This window comes from Solwaraspora sp. WMMB335, from assembly GCF_049179075.1.
GTDB lineage: Bacteria > Actinomycetota > Actinomycetes > Mycobacteriales > Micromonosporaceae > Micromonospora_E.
Genome location: NZ_JBMHMF010000001.1, coordinates 6,433,061 through 6,453,472, shown reverse-complemented (window position 1 = coordinate 6,453,472; position 20,412 = coordinate 6,433,061). Strand labels below are relative to the sequence as shown.

20 protein-coding genes and 2 pseudogenes are annotated in these 20,412 nt (G+C 70.2%); 10 read left to right on the top strand and 12 right to left on the bottom strand.

Going from position 1 to position 20,412, the window contains the following annotated elements:
- Window positions 1–9 precede the first annotated feature (9 nt).
- Both ACN27F_RS27815 and ACN27F_RS27810 read right to left on the bottom strand, forming a co-directional pair.
- Entirely contained in the window at window positions 10–621 is a 612-nt protein-coding gene (locus tag ACN27F_RS27815; protein WP_421438359.1) for a GNAT family N-acetyltransferase, read from the bottom strand.
- A 12-nt stretch (window positions 622–633) separates the two neighbouring features.
- Window positions 634–1,572, bottom strand: coding sequence for an ABC transporter ATP-binding protein (locus ACN27F_RS27810; RefSeq protein WP_421438358.1), 939 nt, complete (start codon window positions 1,570–1,572; stop codon window positions 634–636).
- A 268-nt stretch (window positions 1,573–1,840) separates the two neighbouring features.
- Here ACN27F_RS27810 and ACN27F_RS27805 point away from each other — a divergent pair, with 268 nt between their 5' ends.
- Window positions 1,841–3,031 carry an ROK family protein gene (locus tag ACN27F_RS27805; protein ID WP_421438356.1) on the top strand — a complete coding sequence of 397 codons (1,191 nt, stop codon included), beginning with the start codon at window positions 1,841–1,843 and terminating at the stop codon, window positions 3,029–3,031.
- A 24-nt stretch (window positions 3,032–3,055) separates the two neighbouring features.
- Here the strand turns inward: ACN27F_RS27805 and ACN27F_RS27800 are convergent, their stop codons facing one another.
- The 3 genes and pseudogenes from ACN27F_RS27800 to dnaG form a co-directional block, all read right to left on the bottom strand.
- On the bottom strand, window positions 3,056–3,592 hold the full coding sequence (locus ACN27F_RS27800) for a hypothetical protein (protein WP_421438354.1): 537 nt from the start codon (window positions 3,590–3,592) through the stop codon (window positions 3,056–3,058).
- 2 nt (window positions 3,593–3,594) lie between these two features.
- Window positions 3,595–4,068: pseudogene (locus ACN27F_RS27795) on the bottom strand (DNA primase); the annotation flags it as partial.
- An 86-nt stretch (window positions 4,069–4,154) separates the two neighbouring features.
- Window positions 4,155–5,487: pseudogene (gene dnaG / locus ACN27F_RS27790) on the bottom strand (DNA primase); the annotation flags it as partial.
- A gap of 312 nt (window positions 5,488–5,799) precedes the next feature.
- On the opposite strand from dnaG, the gene ACN27F_RS27785 reads away from it, so the two are divergent.
- Window positions 5,800–6,096, top strand: a complete 297-nt coding sequence (locus ACN27F_RS27785) for a hypothetical protein (RefSeq protein WP_421438352.1) — start codon at window positions 5,800–5,802, stop codon at window positions 6,094–6,096.
- Window positions 6,097–6,182: 86 nt separating this feature from the next.
- Here ACN27F_RS27785 and ACN27F_RS27780 read toward each other — a convergent pair whose 3' ends face one another.
- A complete protein-coding gene (locus tag ACN27F_RS27780) occupies window positions 6,183–7,463 on the bottom strand; it encodes a deoxyguanosinetriphosphate triphosphohydrolase (protein ID WP_421440486.1) in 1,281 nt (426 codons plus the stop codon).
- 228 nt (window positions 7,464–7,691) lie between these two features.
- Between ACN27F_RS27780 and ACN27F_RS27775 the strand changes: the two genes are divergently transcribed.
- A complete protein-coding gene (locus ACN27F_RS27775; protein ID WP_421438351.1) occupies window positions 7,692–8,213 on the top strand; it encodes a hypothetical protein in 522 nt (173 codons plus the stop codon).
- On the opposite strand, the gene ACN27F_RS27770 is transcribed toward ACN27F_RS27775, so the two are convergent.
- Window positions 8,179–8,547, bottom strand: coding sequence for a VOC family protein (locus tag ACN27F_RS27770; protein ID WP_421438349.1), 369 nt, complete (start codon window positions 8,545–8,547; stop codon window positions 8,179–8,181). The genes ACN27F_RS27775 and ACN27F_RS27770 overlap by 35 nt on opposite strands.
- 460 nt (window positions 8,548–9,007) lie before the next feature.
- Here ACN27F_RS27770 and ACN27F_RS27765 point away from each other — a divergent pair, with 460 nt between their 5' ends.
- The gene (locus ACN27F_RS27765; protein ID WP_421438347.1) at window positions 9,008–9,496 is read left to right on the top strand and encodes a roadblock/LC7 domain-containing protein; all 489 of its coding nucleotides are present in this window, start codon (window positions 9,008–9,010) and stop codon (window positions 9,494–9,496) included.
- Window positions 9,497–9,560: 64 nt separating this feature from the next.
- Here ACN27F_RS27765 and ppdK read toward each other — a convergent pair whose 3' ends face one another.
- From ppdK to ACN27F_RS27740, 5 genes are all read right to left on the bottom strand, one after another.
- Window positions 9,561–12,293: a pyruvate, phosphate dikinase gene (gene ppdK / locus ACN27F_RS27760; protein WP_421438345.1), complete on the bottom strand. Its 2,733-nt coding sequence runs from the start codon at window positions 12,291–12,293 to the stop codon at window positions 9,561–9,563.
- 306 nt (window positions 12,294–12,599) lie between these two features.
- Window positions 12,600–13,781 (bottom strand): tRNA dihydrouridine synthase DusB, encoded by a 1,182-nt coding sequence (gene dusB / locus ACN27F_RS27755; protein ID WP_421438343.1) that lies wholly within the window; start codon window positions 13,779–13,781, stop codon window positions 12,600–12,602.
- A 48-nt stretch (window positions 13,782–13,829) separates the two neighbouring features.
- A complete protein-coding gene (locus tag ACN27F_RS27750; RefSeq protein WP_421438341.1) occupies window positions 13,830–15,209 on the bottom strand; it encodes a glycine--tRNA ligase in 1,380 nt (459 codons plus the stop codon).
- Window positions 15,210–15,274: 65 nt separating this feature from the next.
- Window positions 15,275–15,679 (bottom strand): hypothetical protein, encoded by a 405-nt coding sequence (locus ACN27F_RS27745; RefSeq protein WP_421440485.1) that lies wholly within the window; start codon window positions 15,677–15,679, stop codon window positions 15,275–15,277.
- A gap of 370 nt (window positions 15,680–16,049) precedes the next feature.
- Window positions 16,050–16,391 (bottom strand): antibiotic biosynthesis monooxygenase, encoded by a 342-nt coding sequence (locus ACN27F_RS27740; protein WP_421438340.1) that lies wholly within the window; start codon window positions 16,389–16,391, stop codon window positions 16,050–16,052.
- A 29-nt stretch (window positions 16,392–16,420) separates the two neighbouring features.
- Here ACN27F_RS27740 and ACN27F_RS27735 point away from each other — a divergent pair, with 29 nt between their 5' ends.
- The 6 genes from ACN27F_RS27735 (at window position 16,421) to ACN27F_RS27710 (ending at window position 20,360) form a co-directional block, all read left to right on the top strand.
- Entirely contained in the window at window positions 16,421–16,690 is a 270-nt protein-coding gene (locus tag ACN27F_RS27735) for a DUF6703 family protein (protein WP_421438338.1), read from the top strand.
- A gap of 100 nt (window positions 16,691–16,790) precedes the next feature.
- Window positions 16,791–17,822 (top strand): metal ABC transporter substrate-binding protein, encoded by a 1,032-nt coding sequence (locus ACN27F_RS27730; protein ID WP_421438336.1) that lies wholly within the window; start codon window positions 16,791–16,793, stop codon window positions 17,820–17,822.
- Window positions 17,819–18,610, top strand: a complete 792-nt coding sequence (locus ACN27F_RS27725) for a metal ABC transporter ATP-binding protein (RefSeq protein WP_421438334.1) — start codon at window positions 17,819–17,821, stop codon at window positions 18,608–18,610. Before ACN27F_RS27730 ends, ACN27F_RS27725 begins: the two co-directional genes overlap by 4 nt.
- Window positions 18,607–19,518, top strand: coding sequence for a metal ABC transporter permease (locus ACN27F_RS27720; RefSeq protein ID WP_421438333.1), 912 nt, complete (start codon window positions 18,607–18,609; stop codon window positions 19,516–19,518). The genes ACN27F_RS27725 and ACN27F_RS27720 overlap by 4 nt, the downstream gene beginning before the upstream one ends.
- Window positions 19,519–19,561: 43 nt before the next feature.
- Window positions 19,562–19,855: an ArsR/SmtB family transcription factor gene (locus ACN27F_RS27715; protein ID WP_421440484.1), complete on the top strand. Its 294-nt coding sequence runs from the start codon at window positions 19,562–19,564 to the stop codon at window positions 19,853–19,855.
- 70 nt (window positions 19,856–19,925) lie between these two features.
- Window positions 19,926–20,360, top strand: coding sequence for a Fur family transcriptional regulator (locus ACN27F_RS27710; RefSeq protein ID WP_421438331.1), 435 nt, complete (start codon window positions 19,926–19,928; stop codon window positions 20,358–20,360).
- Window positions 20,361–20,412 lie beyond the last annotated feature (52 nt).

The window sequence follows — 20,412 nt, the reverse complement described above, 5'->3', positions numbered from 1 at the left end:
GGGCCCAGGTCACCGGCGTCGGAGCGTACCCGCGGACCAGTCGACGCGACGCAGCTCGTACTCCACCTCGCCCTGCTCGACGCCTTCGACCGGATCGTCCCACTGCAGGTGGAACGATCGGACGAACCTCAGCCCGGCCGCCTCCATCACCCGACGGGAGGCCACGTTGACCGCCATCGTCTCGGCGAACACCCGCTCGACGGTCGGGTGGGTGAATGCCATCTGCAGCAGGGCTCGGGCGCCCTCCGACGCGTACCCCCGCCCCCAGTAGGCCCGACGCAGTCGATAGCCGAGTTCGACCTCGGTGACGGGCACCCGCCCGTTGTGGCCGGCGACGACGGCGGTGCAGGTCGGGCCGACGACAGCAGCCGGCTTCAGAGCGAACCAGCCGACGAACTCGCCGCTGGACCGCTCGACCGCGGCCCACTTGCCGAAGTCGGGGAAGCGCAGGTAGTCACGCAGGATCGCGGGCAGGACCTCCCGGCGGACCGTCTCGGCCGGCGTCGGTCGCCCGCCGGTCAGGTAGCGCATGACTTCGGGATCGCTGTCCAACTCGACAAGGAGCGGCAGGTCGTCCGTGGTGAATCGGCGTAGTGACAGCCGGTCGGTCTGCGCGGTCATGCCCCGGCCACTCTAGTCGATGAGGGTCCGCCCGGTCAGGTGCAGGAACACGTCTTCCAGCGTGCTGCGCCGGATCAACACGCTGGCCGGGACGAGACCACGGGCATGAACCTCGCCGAGCGCGGTGTCGCCGTCGCTGGCGTAGAGCAGAATCCGGTCCGGCAGGACCTCGATGCGTTGCGCGAGGTCAGCCAGCTTGCCGGCGAAGTCCTCCTGGTTGTCCGCGGCGAACCGCAACTCGACCACCTCTCGGGTGGAGTACCGCGCGATCAGTTCACGCGGCGACCCCTCCGCCACGATCCGACCACCGTCCATCACCACGAGCCGATCGCAGAGTTGCTCGGCCTCGTCCATGTAGTGGGTGGTCAGCACCAGGGTCACGCCCTGCTGCTTGAGCCGGAACAGCCGCTCCCACACCAGATGCCTGGCCTGTGGATCCAGCCCGGTGGTCGGCTCGTCCAGCAGCACCATGTCCGGTTCGTTGACCAGCGCCCGGGCGATGGTCAACCGTCGCTTCATGCCACCCGACAACGGCTCGACCTTGCTGTTGGCCCGCTCGGTCAGTTGGACGAAGTCGAGCAGTTCGTCGGCGCGCTGCCGGGCGACCCGGCGAGGTATCCGGAAGTAACGCGCGTAGGTGACCAGGTTTTCCCTGACCGTGAGCTCCTGGTCGAGATTGTCCAACTGCGGGCACACGCCCAGCCGGGCCCGAATGGCCGGCCCGTCGCGGTGCGGGTCCATGCCGAGAATCCGTAGCGTGCCGTCGGTCGGCGGGGAGACGCAGCCGATCATCCGCATGGTGGAGCTCTTGCCGGCACCGTTCGGGCCGAGGAAGCCGAACGCCTCACCCGGCGGTACGTCGACATCGATGCCGTCCACCGCGGTGAAGCCGCCGAACCGCTTGACCAGACCGCGGGCATGGATGAGTGGCTGTTTGCCCCGTGAAGTCACGTCCAGACGCTACCGCGAGGCACCGACATGAACGCCAGCGAGTTTCCGACCACCTGCGGACTTTCGTCCGATCAAGGACAAAGTGTTGCAGTAACATCTTGAAGTTTGCGATCAGATGCACTAAGTTAGCGATCCTGACGCGTTACTCGTCGCGTCGGCGCGTGGGAGCGTGCGCCACGCGGTCCCCGCCCGCGCCGGTTCGCTTCGCCCGCGTGTCCACCGGCCCTTCACGTCGGACGATCCCGCGCACCGGCTCAGGTAAAGGACAATGACGAACGTGTTAGGGGTGTGGCCGGAGAACGCGCACCAGGCCCAGATTCTGCGCCTGCTCCGCGACGGGCCCCGCTCGCGCGCCGAACTGGGCGACTCCGTCGGTCTGTCCCGGTCGAAGGTGGCGACCGAACTCGATCGGCTGCTGGAGCGCAGTCTGGTCGAGACGGCCGGCCCGGCGGCGTCCCGCGGCGGGCGTCCGTCCTCGATCATCAGGATCGCCGCGGCCACCCGCTTCCTCAGCATCGACATCGGCGCCAGCACCCTCGACGTGGCGCTCACCGACGGAGAACTGCAGGTGGTAGCCCGGATAACTGAGCGTACCGAGCTACGGCAGGGCCCCACGGTGGTGATCGCCCAGGCACTCGATCTGGTGACCAAACTGGCGGCCGACTCCGGTGCCACCCGGTTCACCGGAGCCGGCGTCGGCATCCCCGGGCCGGTCAGCTTCTATGAAGGCGTACCGGTCTCCCCGCCGTTCATGCCCGGCTGGCACCGCTTTCCGGTCCGAGAGATGTTCAGCACCGAGCTCGGCTGTCCGGTGCTGGTCGACAATGACGTCAACATCATGGCGCTCGGCGAGAAGCACTGCGGCATCGCCCGGTCCTTCGACGACTTCCTGTTCGTGAAGATCGGTGCCGGCATCGGCGCGGGAATCGTCGTCGGCGGCGACGTCTACCGGGGGGCGAACGGTTGCGCCGGCGACATCGGGCACACCGCGGTCGACGAGCACGGCCCGCAATGTCTGTGCGGCAACATCGGGTGTCTGGAGGCGTACTTCGGCGGCGCGGCGTTGACCCGCGACGCGGTCGCCGCCGCGCGCGCCGGCCGGTCACCCCAGCTGGCCGAGCAACTCGCCCGCTCCGGCACGCTGACCGCCCTCGACGTGACCCAGGCGGCGGCCGCCGGAGACGCCGTCGCGGTGGGGATGGTCCGCGACGGTGGCCGCCGGGTGGGACAGGTACTCGCGCGGCTGGTGAGCTTCTTCAACCCGGGGATGGTGGTGATCGGTGGTGGGCTGTCCGGGATGGGGCACGCGCTGCTCGCCGAGATCCGGGGCGTCGTGTACCGCAACTCACTCCCGCTGGCAACCGGCGACATGCCGATCGTGCTGTCCGAACTCGGTGATCAGGCCGGACTGATCGGGGCCACCCGGATGGTCAGCGACCACGTCTTCACCGCCAGCTGAACCGGCACCGGTCACGGCCACCGGTCACTGGTCCTGGTCCGCCGACGCCCGGGCGGCCGCCACCACCTCGGCGGTGAACTCGCGCAATCCGCCCGCTTCGGTGTCGACACCGGCGTCGTACCGCACGGTCCAGCGCAGCCCGTCCACGCCGGCCACCCGTCGACCGACCACCCGCAGGCCGCCACCGTCGAGCCGGTGGTGCAGGCTGTAGCCGACCGAACGGGTCACCCGGGCTCGGACGTGGTGCGGCACATCGCCCGGATCCGCCAGGGTGAGTGCGCGGGCCGGCTGGTCGGCGACCACCGCGTACCCGTCGTGCTCGGCCACCACCTCGGCCGGCGTGATGGTGAGCACGTCGTCGGACCAGGTCGCCTTGTGCACCTGGTGCCAGCCGAGTCGATCAGGTCGGCCGGGCAGCCAGACCCCGTGGTTGGTGACCACCAGGACGCCGTCGGCACCGGTGCCGGCCACGGTGGTCCAGGCCAGCACCCGCTCGTCAGGGCCCAGTGGGGGGCGCCGGCCGGCCGGCAGCCGTGGCGTACGCCGGAAGAACCCCCACACGGCTACAAACCTCCCACAGCTTGTTCACGCAGCGCCCGGGCATGCTGTTCCAGCGAGAAGAGTTCCCCGGCGAGGTTGAGGTACTCGTCCTTGTTCGCCACCGGATTGATCCGCTGGACCTTCGACTTCAGCTCCCGAATGCGGGCGGTGACCGCGGCCCACTGCAGCTGGGACAGGGTCACCGAGACGTAGCGCGGGTCAGGCTCGCGGTCGATCCGCAGCGGCTCCACCGCCAACTCGGCCACCAGCGCCCGGGCCGCCAGGTCGGCGCAACCGTCCCGGACCTGCTCGATCCACACCGCGCCGGCCACCGCGGACGCCACCCCACCGGCCTGTGCCATCGCGGCGCGCACCACCGCGTGCACCGGATGCCGGTACGTCTGCGGACCCAGGGTGTCGAACATCGGCCCGGCCAGCACCGGCACCTGCAGCCCGAGCTTGAGTGCCTCGCGCTCCACCAGCACCTGCGGGTCGTCCGGCTCGGTCCGCCCGGGTGCGGCGGACCCCGGCGATCCGGCAGACCGGGCACCGTCCGAACGCGACGCGACGCCCGAACGCGACGGGGCGGAGGCGGCGGCCAGCACGGCCCGCTGCACCGGCTCGATCTCCATACCGAGATCGCCGGCGAGCTTGCGGACGTACTCCGGCCGTTTGTCCCGGTCCTTGAGCTTGGCCACCAGCGGAGCGGCCCGGCGCATCGCCTCCACCCGGCCGTCGACGGTGTCGAGGTCGTAGCGGCCCAGCACCTGCCGCAGCGCGAAGTCGACCAGCGGCTCCCGGCGGGCGACCAGGTCCCGTACGGCCAGATCGCCTTTTGCCAGGCGCAACTCGCAGGGATCCATGTTGTCCGGGCTGACCGCGATGAAGGTACGTCCGACGAAACGCTGGTCCTCCTCGAAGGCGCGCAGTGCCGCCTTCTGGCCGGCGGCGTCACCGTCGAACGTGAAGATGATCTCTCCGGCGACGGCCTCGGTGTCCATCAGCAGCCGACGCAGTACGCCGATGTGGTCGGCGCCGAACGCGGTCCCGCAGGTCGCCACGGCGGTCGCCACGCCGGCGAGGTGGCAGGCCATCACGTCGGTGTAGCCCTCCACGATGACGGCCCGGCCCTGCCTGGCGATCTCCCGTTTGGCCTGGTCGATTCCGTACAGGACGTGGGACTTCTTGTAGATCGGGGTTTCCGGGGTGTTGAGGTACTTCGGACCGTCGTCGTCGTCGAACAGTTTGCGGGCGCCGAAGCCGATGACGTCGCCGCCGAGCTCCCGGATCGGCCAGAGCAGGCGACGGCGGAAACGGTCGATCAGATTGCCCGACCGTGCCTGCCGGGCCAGGCCCGCGGTGATCAGCTCCTGCGTGGTGAAGTCGCGCCCGCGCAGGTGGCGGGTGAGCTCGTCCCAGGCGTCGGGGGCGAAACCGCAGGTGTACCGCTGGGCGGCGGCCCGGTCGAAGCCTCGGCTGGCCAGGAACTCCCGGGCCCCGCGCGCGGCCGGGCTACTCAGCTGATCGGCGTAGAACTCTGCGGCTGCGGCGTGCGCGGCGACAAGCCGCTGCCGCTGGCCGGTCTGCTGGCGCACGGGTGCCGGGCCGGCCTCGATGTAGCGAAGCTGGATCCCGGCGCGGGCGGCGAGCCGTTCCACGGACTCGACGAAGGTGAGATGTTCGGCTTCCATGAGAAAGGTGATGGCATCGCCGCCTTTGCCACATCCGTGGCAGAAGTAGACGTTACGTCCCGGTGCCACGGTGAACGACGGGGTCTTCTCGTCGTGGAAGGGACACAGTCCTTTGAGGTTCCCTCCGCCGGCCGACTTGAGCGTGACACTCTCCGAGATGATGTCGGCGATCGACGTCCGCTCCCGTACGAGCGCGATGTCCTCGTCCCGGATTCGACCAGCCATGCTGCGCCGCCACCCCCTTCGAGGTACATCCTGCCCTGCCGTCGTGATCACGAACGGTGCGGGTGCCCGGTAGGCCCGGACCCGACCGGCGGCGCACGAGGACCCATCTGACCTGTGTGACCAGGTCTGGGACTGTCAATACGCATTTTTCACGCCTCGCCGCAGAACAGACCTTGTCCATCTCTGTAATCACAGCAATACTGTCTGTGTCGCACAGAGTGAACCGTTAGCTGGCTTGTTCCTTTTTCTTCACGATTCAGTGCGTCATGTCCACATTGCCGGATACCCAGCCATGAAGGAGGAGGCACCCGCATGCCCCAGCTGATGCCTGAGACCAGCTCGATCGACCACCTGGACGTCATCGCCGTCGATGGCGCACCCCGGTTGTGCGCCCTCTACCGCACCCGGGACACCGAGCTCGCGGCCGACGACGAACTGCCCGACGTCGCCGGATGGGTGCTCGCCTGGCCGGACGGTTCGGCCCTGACCTTGCTGACCGAGGGCGAGCAGCCCCGGATCATCTCCGGGTCGCTGTCCAACGTCGAAAGCTGGTGGTCGGCGCTGCTCGCCGCAGATCTGGTCGCCGTCCGTCCAACGGTCGGCGACTGACGGCCACCGGCTGGCGGCCGACTCCACCGGCGGCGATGCCACCGACGGGGCACGGCGTAGTGTCAGGCGGCTGGCACGGCGTAGCGTCAGGGACGCAGCGGACGCAGAGTCGGAAACGTCGGGCGGACCGGGTCGGCGAGGCGTCGGTGCCAGGCGAGCGCCGCCAGGTCGGTCAGCGAGGCGACCTGATCGATGATCACGCGGGCGCGGGCTTGGTCGTGCGACGCCACCGACCAAGCCGGCGCGAACACCGGATCCAGGTCCTGCGGCGCGCGGGCGGTCAGGGCTTCGACCAACTCGGTGAGGACCTCACGCTGGCGGGCGTACTGCGCGTCGGCTCCGGGGCGGCGCATCACGTACCGCAGCGCCAGCCCTTTGAGCAGCGCGCACCGGGCCCGTACGATTCGCGGCACCACCAGATCCGCAGCGTACCGGCGGACCGGCAGCCGACCGGCGTGCTCCTGGGTCGCGGTCACCGCGGCAGCGACGAAGGCGCCCGTCAGCATGCTGGTCATTCCCTTGAGCGCGGCTTGCGCGGCGTGACTGCCGTCGTAACGGGCCAACGGCCGCAGCGCCGGGTCTGCCAGCAGTTCGGCCAGGGTGGCGGCCAGTTCGTCCACCGGCTCGGTGGAGTAGACAGCGGCCACGTCGGCGGCGAGGGCGGCCTGTTCATCCACGTCGGCGATGAGCCGGCCAAGGTCGATGTAGCCGCCGTGAATGCCGTCTTCCAGGTCGTGCACCGAGTAGGCCACGTCGTCGGCCCAGTCCATCACCTGGGCCTCCAGGCAACGCCGGGACCCGTCCACGGTGCCCCGACGCAGCCAGGCGAACACCGGTCCGTCGTCGGCGTAGACGCCGAACTTGCGCTCGCCGGCCCGCCGCTGCCACGGGTACTTGCAGGTCGCGTCGAGCGAGGCCCGGGTGAGGTTGAGCCCGGCCGAGGATCCGTCCGGCCCGAGAACCTTCGCTTCCAGGCGGGTGAGCACCCGTAGCGTCTGTGCGTTGCCTTCGAATCCCCCGTACCCGCCGGCCACCGTGTCCAGCGCCTGCTCGCCGTTGTGCCCGAACGGTGGGTGCCCCAGGTCGTGGGCCAGGCCCGCCACGTCCACCACGTCCGGGTCACAGCCGAGCCGGGCACCCATCTCACGGGCGATCTGCGCGACCTCCAGGGAGTGGGTGAGCCGGGTACGCGGCACGCCGTCGCCGCTGTCCGCGTCCGCGGTGTGCACCTGCGTCTTGGCTGCCAGCCGGCGGAACCCGGCCGAGTGCAGCACCCTGGCCCGGTCCCGCTCGTAGGGGCTGCGGCCGTAACCGGTGTCCTTGGCCGGCTCCGGCACCCATCGCCGGCTGTCGTCCTCGGCAGCCACTGCGCCCGCCGTGTCGAAACCGGCCGGGCCAGCTGACGTGCTCACCTCGCGAGCCTATCGGCAGGTGCCGCTGAACCGTAGCGGCCGGTGCGCCGGGCAGTCGCCGGGCAGTCGCCGGGGCCCGGGCAGCGGGCGGTCGGACCCGTTTATTTCGCATCGATTACCGTTTTGTGTCGTAATGTTGACGGCTACCGCATGTCGGCACGGCGGTCGGCCGACAATCAAGACGTGGTCGACCAGGGGTGGACTCGTACCAGCCGGCTCGTCCAGATCGGCGAGATCATCGGAGAGTTGCGGTACGCCGTCGAGGAGCACTGCGCCGGCCAGCTCATGGGCGAGCTGGCTGGCGCAAGTGCCTGCTGTCTGACGCGGTCGGCCGCCCCCGGCGGCCCCGGTCGCCACCTCGCCCACGAGGTCCAGTACCGGGTCGACATCCTGCTCGGCCGGCATCTGCTCATCGCCGGCCACGTTGGCTCCGGCTGCTACGCCCGGTCGGCGCGGCTGACCGCGGTGACCCTGGGCCTGCCGGGACCCGCCGGAGTGGTGGTGACCGCTCGCTGGCGTACGCACGGCCAGGCCGAGTCGTGCTGGCTCGGCTTCGGCGACGGATCAGACGGGCGGACCTTCCTGTTGTTGCTGCACGCAGCGGTGGGTCGGGCGACCCGGGACCGCCCGCGCAGGCAGGGGATCCTGGCCGACGGCGGGCGCGGCGGGTTCATGTCCGAAGCGCGATTGACCCGTGCCCGCTGAGTACGCAGAACTCGTTGCCTTCCGGGTCGGCCAGCACCATCCAGGTCACGTCCCCCTGGTCGATGTCGACGCGGCGGGCACCCATGTCCACCAGCCGCTCCAGCTCGGCCATCTGGTCGACCGGTCGCAGATCGATGTGCAGTCGGTTCTTGAGCTGCTTGCACTCGGGTACGGGTACGAAGATCAAACCCGGGAGCCGGTCCGGCGCCAGTCGAATCTCCACCTCGTCCGGCGCCTCATGCACGATCTGATATCCGAGTGCCTCGGCCCACCATCGCGCGAGCCGGGCAGGGTCGTGGGCATCTACCACGAGGTTCTCCCACTGGCTGGCCACCCGCCACCTCCTGCTACGACGACTAGCTGCTGCGACACGCCCGTCAAGGCCTACCGTACGGCGACCCCGACGACGGTGCGGGGATGACACGACAAACGCACGGAGCGGGTCCGAAGGTCGTTCGCAATAGCCGATCAGTTGCCAGTTGTCACCCGATTGCCGATGGTTACGGGACTGCGTAGCCACATCGCATGCGGTAACGTGCCAGGAGCATTACGTCACTGCAGCTTCGACTCGGACGATTGGACTGCCCGGAGTGTCGATCATCGACCGGTCGAAGTACGCCGGCCCGGACCGGCCTGTGGCGCAACCCCTGCGCACCACCGTCGCGACGCACGACTCCCCGTGCCAGACCGCAGTCGCCGCGCCTCCCCCGCGATATTCTCCGCCGCCCAGCCCCGGCCGCAGCGGCGGGAGCCGGATACTGCCATCCCGGACGATCGAGTGAAGGAGACCGCCGGTGGACATCGACCCCGCCATTCTCACTGAACTACATGGGCTGCGCCGGCGATTGCCCGATGTCACCGGCTCACTGCTTTCCGGCGTCGACGGGCTGCTCATCGCCCGCGATCTTCCTGCCGCCGATGCGGACAGCATCGCCGCGCTCGCCGCCGCGAGTCTCGGCCTCGGCCGCCGCTTCGCCCTGACCGCCGGGCACGGCGACCTGCGGGAGTCCGTGATTCAGGGCGAACACGGCTACGTCGCCATCTACTCGGCCGGCAGCCGGGCGTTGCTGGCGGTGATCGCCGGACCGGCGGTGGACCTCGGAACGCTGCACGTCGAGGCTCGCCGGGTCGCCCGCATGGCAGGCGACCTGCTGCAGGCGGCGCCGGTCACGAACGTGCCCGACCCGGCACCGAGCTTCGCCGACAACCGGGCACCGCTGGCGGTCCGCACTCCCATGGCCACCCTGCCGTACAACCCGGCACTACCGCGCCGGCGATTCTGACTCTGCTGAATGGCGGCCGGGCGCTCTACCGCCCCCCAGAGCGCCCGGCCGCCCCCTCGCCCGGTCAGCGGCTGTCTGATCCGGACAATTCACCTCTGGGCCGTCCGTCGCCCAATGGTCCACTCCCGGGATCCTCAGCCGCCGCGACGATCGAGGCACGCCCCGCCTCCAGCCGGGCCACCGGCACCCGGAACGGCGAACACGACACGTAGTCCAGACCGGCCTGGTGGAAGAAGTGCACCGAGTCGGGATCGCCCCCGTGCTCCCCGCACACCCCGATCTTCAACCCCGGTCGGGTCGCCCGCCCCTCCTCGACGGCGATCCGGACCAGTCGGCCGACCCCGTCGCGGTCGATGCACTCGAATGGCGAGATGCCGAAGATGCCCAGCTCCAGGTAGCGCCAGAAGAAGGCGCCTTCGACGTCGTCACGGGAGAACCCCCAGCCCATCTGGGTCAGGTCGTTGGTGCCGAAGGAAAAGAACTCGGCCGCCTCGGCGATCTGGCCGGCCGTCAGCGCCGCCCGGGGCACCTCGATCATGGTGCCGATGAGGATCCGCACCGACCGGCCGGCGAGCACCTCGGCGATGATCCGCTCGGCTTCCGCGCGTACCGTCTCCAGCTCCTGCACCGCGCCGACCAGCGGCACCATGATCTCCGGCCGGGGATCGTGCCCGGCGGCGGCCAGCTCGGCGGCCGCCTGCGTGATCGCCCGCACCTGCATCGCGAACAAACCGGGAATCACCAGACCGAGCCGCACCCCGCGCAGCCCGAGCATCGGGTTCTGCTCGTGCATCCGGCGCACCGCGGCCAGCAACGCCTCGTCGCGGCCGGCGTCCTGACCACGGGCGTGCGCCACCGCCACCGACACGGCCAGCTCCTCCAGCGACGGCAGGAACTCGTGCAGCGGCGGGTCGATCAGCCGTACGGTGACCGGCAGTCCGTCCATCTCCCGCAGGATCTGCACGAAGTCGGCCCGCTGCAGGGGCAGCAGCTCCGCCAGCGCCGCGGCCCGTCCGGCTTCGTCGCGGGCCAGGATCAGCCGCTCGACGAGCTCCCGGCGCTCGCCCAGGAACATGTGCTCGGTGCGGCACAGACCGATGCCTTCGGCCCCGAACCGCCGGGCCCGGGCCGCGTCGGCACCGGTGTCGGCGTTGGTGCGCACGGCCAGCCGGCGCCGCTCGTCGGCGTGCGACAGGATCCGGTGCACCGCCTGCACCAGTGGGTCGTCGGTGGTGGCCGGATCGACCGCGCCCTCGAAGTACTGGACCACCTCGGACGGGCGCACCGGCACCGCACCGAGATAGAGGCAGCCGCTGGTGCCGTCGACGGACACCACGTCGCCCTCGGCCACGCTCTGCCCGCCGACCGTGAACCGACGGGCCCGCACGTCCACGTCGACGGTGTCCGCGCCGCACATACAGGTCTTGCCCATCCCGCGGGCCACCACCGCGGCATGGCTGGTCTTGCCGCCACGGCTGGTCAGGATTCCCTGGGCGGCGATCATGCCGGGCAGGTCGTCCGGGTTGGTCTCCCGCCGGACCAGGATCACCTGCTCGCCCTGCCCGGCCAGGTCCACCGCCCGCGCCGAGTCGAACACGACCTTGCCGACCGCGGCGCCGGGCGACGCGCCGACTCCGGTGGCGGCCACCGGAGGGTCCCCGGAGGTGTCGAAGCAGGGAAACATCAGCTGCGCCAGCTGCGCCCCGCTGACCCGGCGCAGCGCTTCGTCCAGGTCGATGATGCCCTCGTCGACCAGCTGACCGGCGATGACGAACGCGGCGGCGGCGGTCCGCTTGCCCACCCGGGTCTGCAGCATCCACAGCTTGCCGCGTTCGATGGTGAACTCGATGTCGCACAGATCCCGGTAGTGGTTCTCCAGCCGGGCCATGATGGCCAGCAGCTCGTCGTAGGACCGCTTGTCGATGCGCTCCAGCTCCTGCAACGGCAGGGTGTTGCGGATCCCGGCCACCACGTCCTCGCCCTGGGCGTTGGCCAGGTAGTCACCGTAGATGCCCTGGTTGCCGCTGGCCGGGTCGCGGGTGAACGCGACGCCGGTGCCCGAGTCGGGGCCGAGGTTGCCGAAGACCATGGCGACGACGTTGACGGCGGTGCCCAGGTCGGCGGGAATGCGTTCCTGCCGCCGGTAGATCACCGCCCGCTCGGCGTGCCACGAGTCGAAGACCGCCCGGATCGCCAGGTCGAGCTGTTCGCGCGGGTCCTGCGGGAAGTCCCGGCCGGTGTGCGCGGTGAAGATCTTCTGGTACGTACGGACCAGCTCGCGCAGGTCGTCCGCGTCCAGGCCGAGATCGTCCTCGGTGCCCCGGGCCCGCTTGGCGGCGGCCAGCGCCTGTTCGAACTCCTCCCCCGGCACGCCGCAGACGGTCTTGCCGAACATTTGCACCAACCGCCGGTAGGAGTCCCAGGCGAACCGCTCGTTGCCGCCGGCCTGCGCGGCCAACCCGGCCACACAGGCATCGTTGAGGCCCACGTTGAGGACCGTCTCCATCATGCCGGGCATGGAGAACTTGGCCCCGGAGCGGACCGACACCAGCAGGGGATCGACCGGATCACCGAGTTGCTTGCCGCGCTGGCGCTGCAGCGCGGCGAGCGCGGCCGCGGTCTGCTCGGCCAGGCCCTCAGGTAGGGCACCGCTGGCCAGATAGGTCCGGCATGCCTCGGTGGTGATGGTGAAGCCGGGTGGGACCGGCAGCCCGAGTCTGGTCATCTCGGCGAGGTTCGCGCCCTTGCCACCGAGCAGGTCCCGCTGGTCGCGATTGCCCTCGGTGAAGTCGTACACGAATCTTGTTCCGCCCGGTGCCGGCCGGGGCGTTCCGCCGGCTGTGCCCGTTCCCGCTGTGCCCGTTCCCGCCGCGCCTGCTGCTGCCATCGTGGCCTCCATGTGCCGTTCGCCGCTGAACGATGGTTCACCAATGGCCATTGGTTGGCGCAGGCTAAGCGACCGGCGGACCCCGCCGACAGAGGTGGGTGACCAGCCGCACAAGACCAATCCGGCGGCCGGTTCACTCCCATTCCTGGGAACGCTTCCATGCGCAGCAGTGCGCATTCATCCGTGTTTCAGGTCACGCCGATGACAATGATCGGGTCAACCGCCGGAATCGGCAAGCTCCGCCTCCGCGGGTACCGCACCGTCGTCCCGGCCGTCGAGCCAACCGGCCGGCAGGAACACCTTGCCGGGCGAGTTCGTCCGTCCACGCGGCTGGCCGAGCGTGTGCACCGGAAACGGCTCGTCCGGATCGAGGCCGCCCAGCAGCGAGTCCAACTCGGCCAGGCGGCAGACCATGGCCAACCGACGACGCAGGTCCCCGCCGACCGGGAAGCCCTTGAGGTACCACGCGACATGCTTGCGGAAATCGGTACAGCCGTCCCGCTCGGCGGCGGCCGGGTCGACCCGCTCGGCGGCGAACCACTCCACCAGCAGCTCGGCGTGGCGACGCATGGTCACGGCCACCGTACCCAGCGGGGGCAGCACCCGCTGCGACCGCCCGGCGAACGCCGCCGACAGATCGGCGAACAGCCACGGCCGACCCAGGCACCCGCGCCCGACCACCACACCGTCGGCACCGGTGTGGGCCACCATGCGCAGCGCGTCGTCGGCCTCCCAGATGTCGCCGTTGCCCAGCACCGGCACGTCCAGCGCCTGTTTGAGCCGGCCGATCGCGTCCCAGTCGGCCCTGCCCGAGTACCGCTGCGCGGCGGTACGCCCATGCAGCGCGACCGCGGCGACTCCGGCCTCCTGCGCGGCCAGCCCGGCCTCGACGTACGTCAGGTGATCGTCGTCGATGCCGGTGCGCATCTTCACCGTCACCGGCACCCCGGCCGGCGCGGCTGCCCGCACCGCCGCCGTGACGATCCGGCTGAACAGCCGGTGCCGCCAGGGCAGGGCCGCGCCGCCGCCCTTGCGGGTGACCTTCGGCACCGGACACCCGAAGTTCAGGTCGATGTGATCGGCCAGGTCCTGCTCCACCACCATCTGTACGGCAGCGGCGGTGATCTGCGGATCGACTCCGTACAACTGCAGGCTGCGCGGGCGCTCCCCGGCGGCGAAGGCCACCATGCGCAGCGTCTTGGGGTTACGTTCGACCAGTGCCCGGGTGGTCACCATCTCGCAGACGTACAGCCCGCCACCGGCCTCGCGGCAGAGCCGGCGGAACGCCACGTTGGTGATCCCCGCCATCGGCGCCAGCACCACCGGTGGCGACACCTGGTGACGGCCGAGCGTCAGTGGAGGCAGGACCGGCACGGTCTGTGGCAGGGTCGCGGGCATGGTCTCCAGGATGGCACCTTGCCCGCCCACGAGCCGGGGCGGCTCCACTCACCCCACCGGCAGGCGCTCCAGCAGGTAGTGCTCGACCTGGTCGAGGGAGATTCGCTGCTGTGCCATGGTGTCCCGGTCCCGTACGGTGACCGCACCGTCGACGAGCGTGTCGAAGTCGACCGTGACGCAGTACGGGGTGCCGATCTCGTCCTGGCGACGGTACCGGCGGCCGATGGCCTGCGAGTCGTCGAACTCCACCACCCAGCGACGGCGCAGTGCGGCACTGAGGTGGCGGGCCTTCGGTGACAGCTCCGCGTTGCGTGACAGCGGCAGCACCGCCACCTTGACCGGGGCGAGCCGCGGATCGAGCCGGAGCACGGTGCGCTTGTCGACGCCGCCCTTGGTGTTCGGCGCCTCGTCCTCGTCGTACGCCTCCAGCAGGAACGCGAACACGGTCGCGGGCAGGTTCGCGGCAGGCTCGATGGCATACGGCACCCATCGTTCCCCCCGCTCCTGGTCGAAGAAGGACAGATCGGCACCGGAGTGCTTGGCGTGCAGGGTGAGGTCGTGGTCGGCCCGGTTGGTGATGCCCTCGAGCACCGCGAACTCACCGCCGGCACCAGCGAATCGATACTCGATCTCGACGATCTGCTTGGCGTACGGCGGCAATCCGGTGAGCGGGCGTTCGTTGCGGCGCAGGTTCGCCGGCGAAAGCCCCAGATCGACGTACCAGTCCCAGCGCTGCTCGATCCAGTATTCGAGCCACCGGTCGTCGGAACCCGGCTCGACGAAGTACTCGAGCTCCATACGGTCGAATTCGCGGGTGCGCAACAGAAATTCACTTGTGTCGATCATATTGCGGAACGACCGACCCATCTGGGCGATACCGAAAGGCGGCTTCTTGCGCGCCGAGATCATCACGTTGGCGAAATTCACGAACGTTCCGGGTGCCGCTTCCGGCCGCAGCAGCTGAGGTCCGCCTGCCGCATCGACCCGGTCGGGCCAGGCGCCGAGCAGCCCACTGACCCGTACCGGATCGGTCAAGCTGCCTCGCGTACCGCACCTCGGGCAGCTCAGCTCGTCCAGAGCGGCCGGCAACCGGCCCTGTCGGAAGGCGTACGCCTCCACCAGCTGTCCAACCGGCTGGCCCAGGTCACAGACCTGGCAGCGGGCCCGGGTCTGGGCGTACGTGTCGAGCAGGCCGGACGCGGCGAAGACCTCCCGTGACTGGATCACCGACGAATCAAGACCCACCACATCGTCGCGACACTGTACGACCGTTCGCCACCACTGCCGTCGCAGATGTTCCTTGAGTTCCACACCGAGCGGACCGTAGTCCCAGGCCAGCGGGTCCCCGCCGTAGATCTCGCCGGACGGAAAGGCGAAGCCCCGCCGATGGGCGAGGCTGACCACGGCGTCGATGCGCTCGGCTGGCATACGCTGCTCCTACACCGGCTGGCTGCCGGCGGGGATGTGCGGACGGTGCGGCAGATGTCAGGAGGCTACTCCTCGATGCCGCAGACCTCTAGCTCAGCGGTATCGGTGTCCTGGTTGAGCGAGACCCGCAGGGTTTCCCGGCGGCCGGTGGCATAGGTCACCTCGACCGGGACCACGACCCGGCTGGTCACCGACGCCTGTCCGACCTCGTACGAATCGATTTCCGGTTCCTCTTCGAGTCGGTCGGCGAAATCGCCGGCCGATTCCCGGCGTTGTGCCTCGGCGCACAGCAGCCCGTACGCCCGGGCGTAGTCCTGTTCACTCACCGCCTGGAAGTACTCATCGACCGCGACCTGTGCCTGTTCGTTGACTGCCTGCGATCCGGTCACGATCAGACCGGCCAGTGCCACGGTGCCGCCGCCGCAGCACAGCACCAGAGCGAGCGTCGCCACGCCGAGTCCGATCCACAGCCGCGCGGTGCGGCCTTCGACCGGCGGGGCGGCGAACGGCGGCGCGACCCCGGGTCCGGCCGGGACCTGGTACGGCGCGGCCGACCGGTCGTCCGGCCTTCCCGGGTGCCCGGTCGACTCCGCACCCTGCCCAGCCGGCTCCACCGCGGTCGTGTCCGGCGCACGGTCGTCGGCGACGGTCTCAGACTCAGATACGACGGTCCCAGACTCAGGTACGGCCGGCTGCGACGTCGGTTGCGGCTGCGGCTGCGGACGTGCCCACGGCGACGGCGGCTCCCACGGCGACGGGCCGGCGGGCGGGGCGGACGACGACGGGTGCGGTTGCGCCGGTCCGGGATCGGTCATGGGTCAAAGGGTAGTGCCCGGCGACTCACCGGCTCGGGTCCGCTGCCCGGTCACTGGATCGGAGCACCGGCTCGGCCCCCGGTGTCGCGGTGACGAGCGCTTCGAAGGCGGACGGTTCGTCCGCCGACTCGGCGAGCAACGGCGTGGCGTGGACCCGGACGTCGAAGGCGCCCAGGGCCCGACGATAGGTACCCACCGACTCCCATTCGGTGATCAGACACCACTGGACAGGATCTTCCAGGGCACGGGTCAGCGCTCCGTGCTGGTAGCCGACGCAGCCGGCCAGCGCGCCCAACGCGGCTCGGGCACGCTCGACGAACGTATCCGCGTCCGGTTCCGACACGGTGAACCGGTTGACGACGAGCACTCGCTCTCCCGTTGACTAGAGTCTGTCGGATGCAGCCTACGCAGCCGCCGGGGCCGAGCGGTGCCGGGCGGACCAACCGGCGGATCAGTCCAACCGGCGCGTTCCTCGTCGCGCTCGTACTCGTCCTGGCCGGGCTGTTCGTTCCTGGGGCCGGCGGCGGTCTCGCGCTGCTGGTGCTGGCGGCCGGGTTGGCGTGGCTGCTACGGATCACCTGGCCGGTCCTGGCGGCGGCCGGCCGCCTGCTGCGGCTGCTGGCGCTCACCTTGCTGATCGCGGCGGCGCTGGCCAAGATCACCTGATGCCGCTCCCAATGCGCTCCTGATCATGGGGCCGACCTGCTACAACGCATGCAACCATGCATTTTTGACAATGATTGTCGCAGGCACGGAGAGTTGCCCCATGCTCAACCACCTTCGTCACCGGACCGTCGCCGGGGCCACCGGCGCCCTGCTTGCCCTGGGCAGCGTCGCCGCCTGCGGGCAGGACGGCTCCGACGATTCCGCCGCTGCTACCGACACGCTCACTGTCATCGCCGCTTTCTACCCCTTGCAGTTCCTGGCCGAACGCGTCGGCGGGGAAACCGTTTCAGTCGCCAATCTGGCCCCGCCCGGAGCCGAGCCGCACGATCTCGAGCTCAGCCCCCAGCAGGTCGGGCAGGTCACCGATGCCGATCTGGTCGTCTACCTCAGTGGTTTCCAGCCGGCGGTCGACGATGCGGTCGAACAGGCCGGTGGCGACCGTGCCTTCGACGTCGTCACGGTGCAACCGCTGCTGGACGCCACCGACGGCGGGCACAGCCACGAACACGGCGAAGAGGAAGAGGAACACGCCGAAGGCGAAGAGGAACACGCCGAGGGTGAGAGCGAGGACGAACACGCCGAAGGCGAGGACGAACACGCCGGCGAAGAGGGTGCCAAGGATCCGCACCTGTGGCTCGACCCCACCCGGTTGGCCGCCGTCGGCGAGGAACTGGCGCAGCGCCTTGGCACCGCCGACCCCGACCACGCCGACGACTACACCGCCCGGGCCGAGACGCTGGGCACCGAACTGGCGGCACTCGACACCGAGTACACCGAACAACTCGCCACCTGCGAACGCCGGGAGATCATCACCAGCCACACGGCGTTCGGCTACCTCGCCGACCGTTACGACCTCGAACAGATCGGCATCGCCGGGCTGAGTCCCGAGGACGAGCCGACGCCGCAGCGGCTGGCCGAGGTCATCGAAGAGGCCCGCGAGCACCAGGCCACCACCATCTTCTTCGAGACGTTGGTCAGCCCGGACGTGGCCGATACGATCGCCAGCGAGGTCGGCGCCGAGACCGCGGTGCTCGATCCGATCGAGGGACTGCAGCCGGGCGCCACCGACGACTATTTTTCGGTGATGCGCAGCAACCTGAGCACCCTGACCACCGCCCTGGGCTGTTCGTGACCGAACCTGCCGCCGAACCGGCGCAGCCTGTCGTCCAGGTCTTCGAGGCCGTGGCCGGCTATGACAGCCGGCCCGTCCTGCGGACCGTCGACCTCACCGTGACCAGCGGTGAGGTCGTCGCGTTGCTGGGCGCCAACGGATCCGGCAAGTCGACCCTCGTCCGGACGGTGCTCGGCCTCGTCGGGCTTCGGCACGGCTCGGTACGGCTGTTCGACGTACCGCTGGCCCGGTTCTGCCACTGGCACCGGGTCGGTTACGTCCCACAGCGCGTCGGTGCCGGCAGCGGGGTGCCGGCCACCGTCGGCGAGGTCGTCGCCTCCGGTCGGCTGGCCCGCCGGGGGATCCTGCGTCCAGCCGGCGCGGCGGATCGCGCCGCGGTCGCCGAGGCGCTGGCCGCCGTCGGCCTGTCGGACCGGATCCGGGATTCGGTGGCCGCGTTGTCCGGTGGGCAGCAGCAGCGCACGCTGATCGCCCGTGCCCTCGCTGGCAAGCCGGACCTGCTGGTGCTCGACGAGCCGACCGCCGGCGTCGACGTCGCCAGTCAGGAGGCCTTCGCGCTGGCGCTGCGCGAATTCGTCAGCGGTGGCGGTACCGTGCTGCTGGTCGCCCACGAACTCGGGCCGTTGCAGCCGCTGATCGACCGGGCCGTCGTGCTGCACCACGGGAAGGTGGTGCACGATGGGCCGGTGCCGCCGCCGGCCGGCCATCACGCCGATCCGGAGCACGACCACGTGCATCCGCATGATTCGGTCGGCGCGGTCGAGCTGTCGCGGATGTGGAGCCGATGAGCATCTTCCAGTACGAGTTCATGGTCCGCGCGCTGATCGGGGCGCTGGTGATCGGACTGTCCGCCCCGGCGCTGGGCATCTACCTGGTGCAACGGCGGATGTCGCTGATCGGTGACGGCGTGGGCCACGTCGCGCTGACCGGCGTTGGGGTCGGCCTGCTGCTGGACCGCTCTCCGGTGCTGACCGCGGTGATCGTCGCGGCGGTCGGTGCCGTGGCTATCGAACTGCTCCGCGAGCGCGGACGGACCTCCGGCGACATGGCGCTGGCCCTGCTGCTCTACGGCGGCATCGCCGGCGGCGTGCTGCTGGTCGGGCTGGCCGGCAACCGCAGCAACGCCAACCTCATGTCGTACCTGTTCGGCTCGCTCACCACGACCTCGGCCGAGGATCTGCGGGTGATCGTGGTGCTGGCGGCCGTGGTGCTCGCCGCGATGCTGCTGCTGCGGCCGGCGCTGTTCGCCATCTGCCACGACGAGGAGTACGCCCGGGTTTCCGGCCTGCCGGTACGCGCACTCAACCTGCTGATCGCGATCACCACCGCGGTGACCGTGACCATCGCCATGCGGGCGGTGGGCCTGCTGCTGGTCAGTGCCCTGATGGTGATTCCGGTGGCCACCGCGCAACAGCTCACCCGCGGGTTTCGCAGCACCATGGCCGCCGCCATGGTCGTCGGTTTCGGCTCGGCCGGTGCCGGGGTGTGGCTGGCCGGTACGGCCGACACCGCGCTCGGCGCGACCATCGTGATGCTGGCGATCGCCGCCTTCGGGGCGACCACGATCGGAGCCGGAACCGCACGTCTGGTGCGTCGGCGGGTCGGCTCACGAACGGCGCCGCACCCGCAGGCGCACGCGGCCGAGCCGCCCGAGGTGGTCCTGGAGAAACTGAACGATCACTCAGTTCCCTCCTGACTGCTGGCCGGACCGCGCGGTTGGATACCGTTGCGGGGTGACGATGGCCAACGGCTATGAGGGGTACGAAAGCGCCGGTGAGCTGCTGCGCGCACTTTCCGCCCCGATCCGGGTGGCCATCGTGACCGAACTCGCTCAGGGCGAACGGTGCGTCCACGAACTCGTGGAGAAGCTAGGTGCTCCGCAGCCGCTGGTCTCCCAGCACCTGCGGGTGCTTCGGGGCGCGGGCGTGGTGCGCGGCGCACGGCGCGGCCGGGAGATCGCCTATACCTTGGTGGACGAGCACGTGGCGCATATCGTGGCGGACGCGGTCAGCCACGCCCGGGAGGTCAGGTGAGCGGGCTTCGGCAGGCCAGGCAGCAGGCAGCCGGCAGGTCCGGCACGAGAAGCATGTCCCGGAGGCCCGGATGAAGACCGGAGACAGTGGCAGCACCGAGCAGATCGCGGTACGCAACACCCGCCAACGTAGCGCGGTGAGCGCCATCCTCGACGAGTTGGCTGGCTTCCACAGCGCTCAGGAACTGCACGCGATGCTGCGCGAGCGCGGCGACCGGGTCGGCCTGACCACGGTCTACCGGACCTTGCAGGGATTGGCCGACTCCGGCGAGGTCGACGTGATGCGTCCGCCCGGGGGCGAGCACCTGTACCGACGGTGCAGCCAGAACCACCACCACCATCTCGTGTGCCGGTCATGCGGCAGCGCCGTCGAGGTGGCGGGTCCGGCGGTGGAGGACTGGGCCGAGCGGGTCGCGGCACAGCACGGCTACGTCGGGATCAGTCACACCATGGAGATCTTCGGCACCTGTCCGAAATGCGCCGCTCGGCGTACCAAATCGAAGTAGGCCCCGGCCGGCCGGGCTCGCGGCCGCGCCGGCGGCCGGTGCTCCGGCGGCG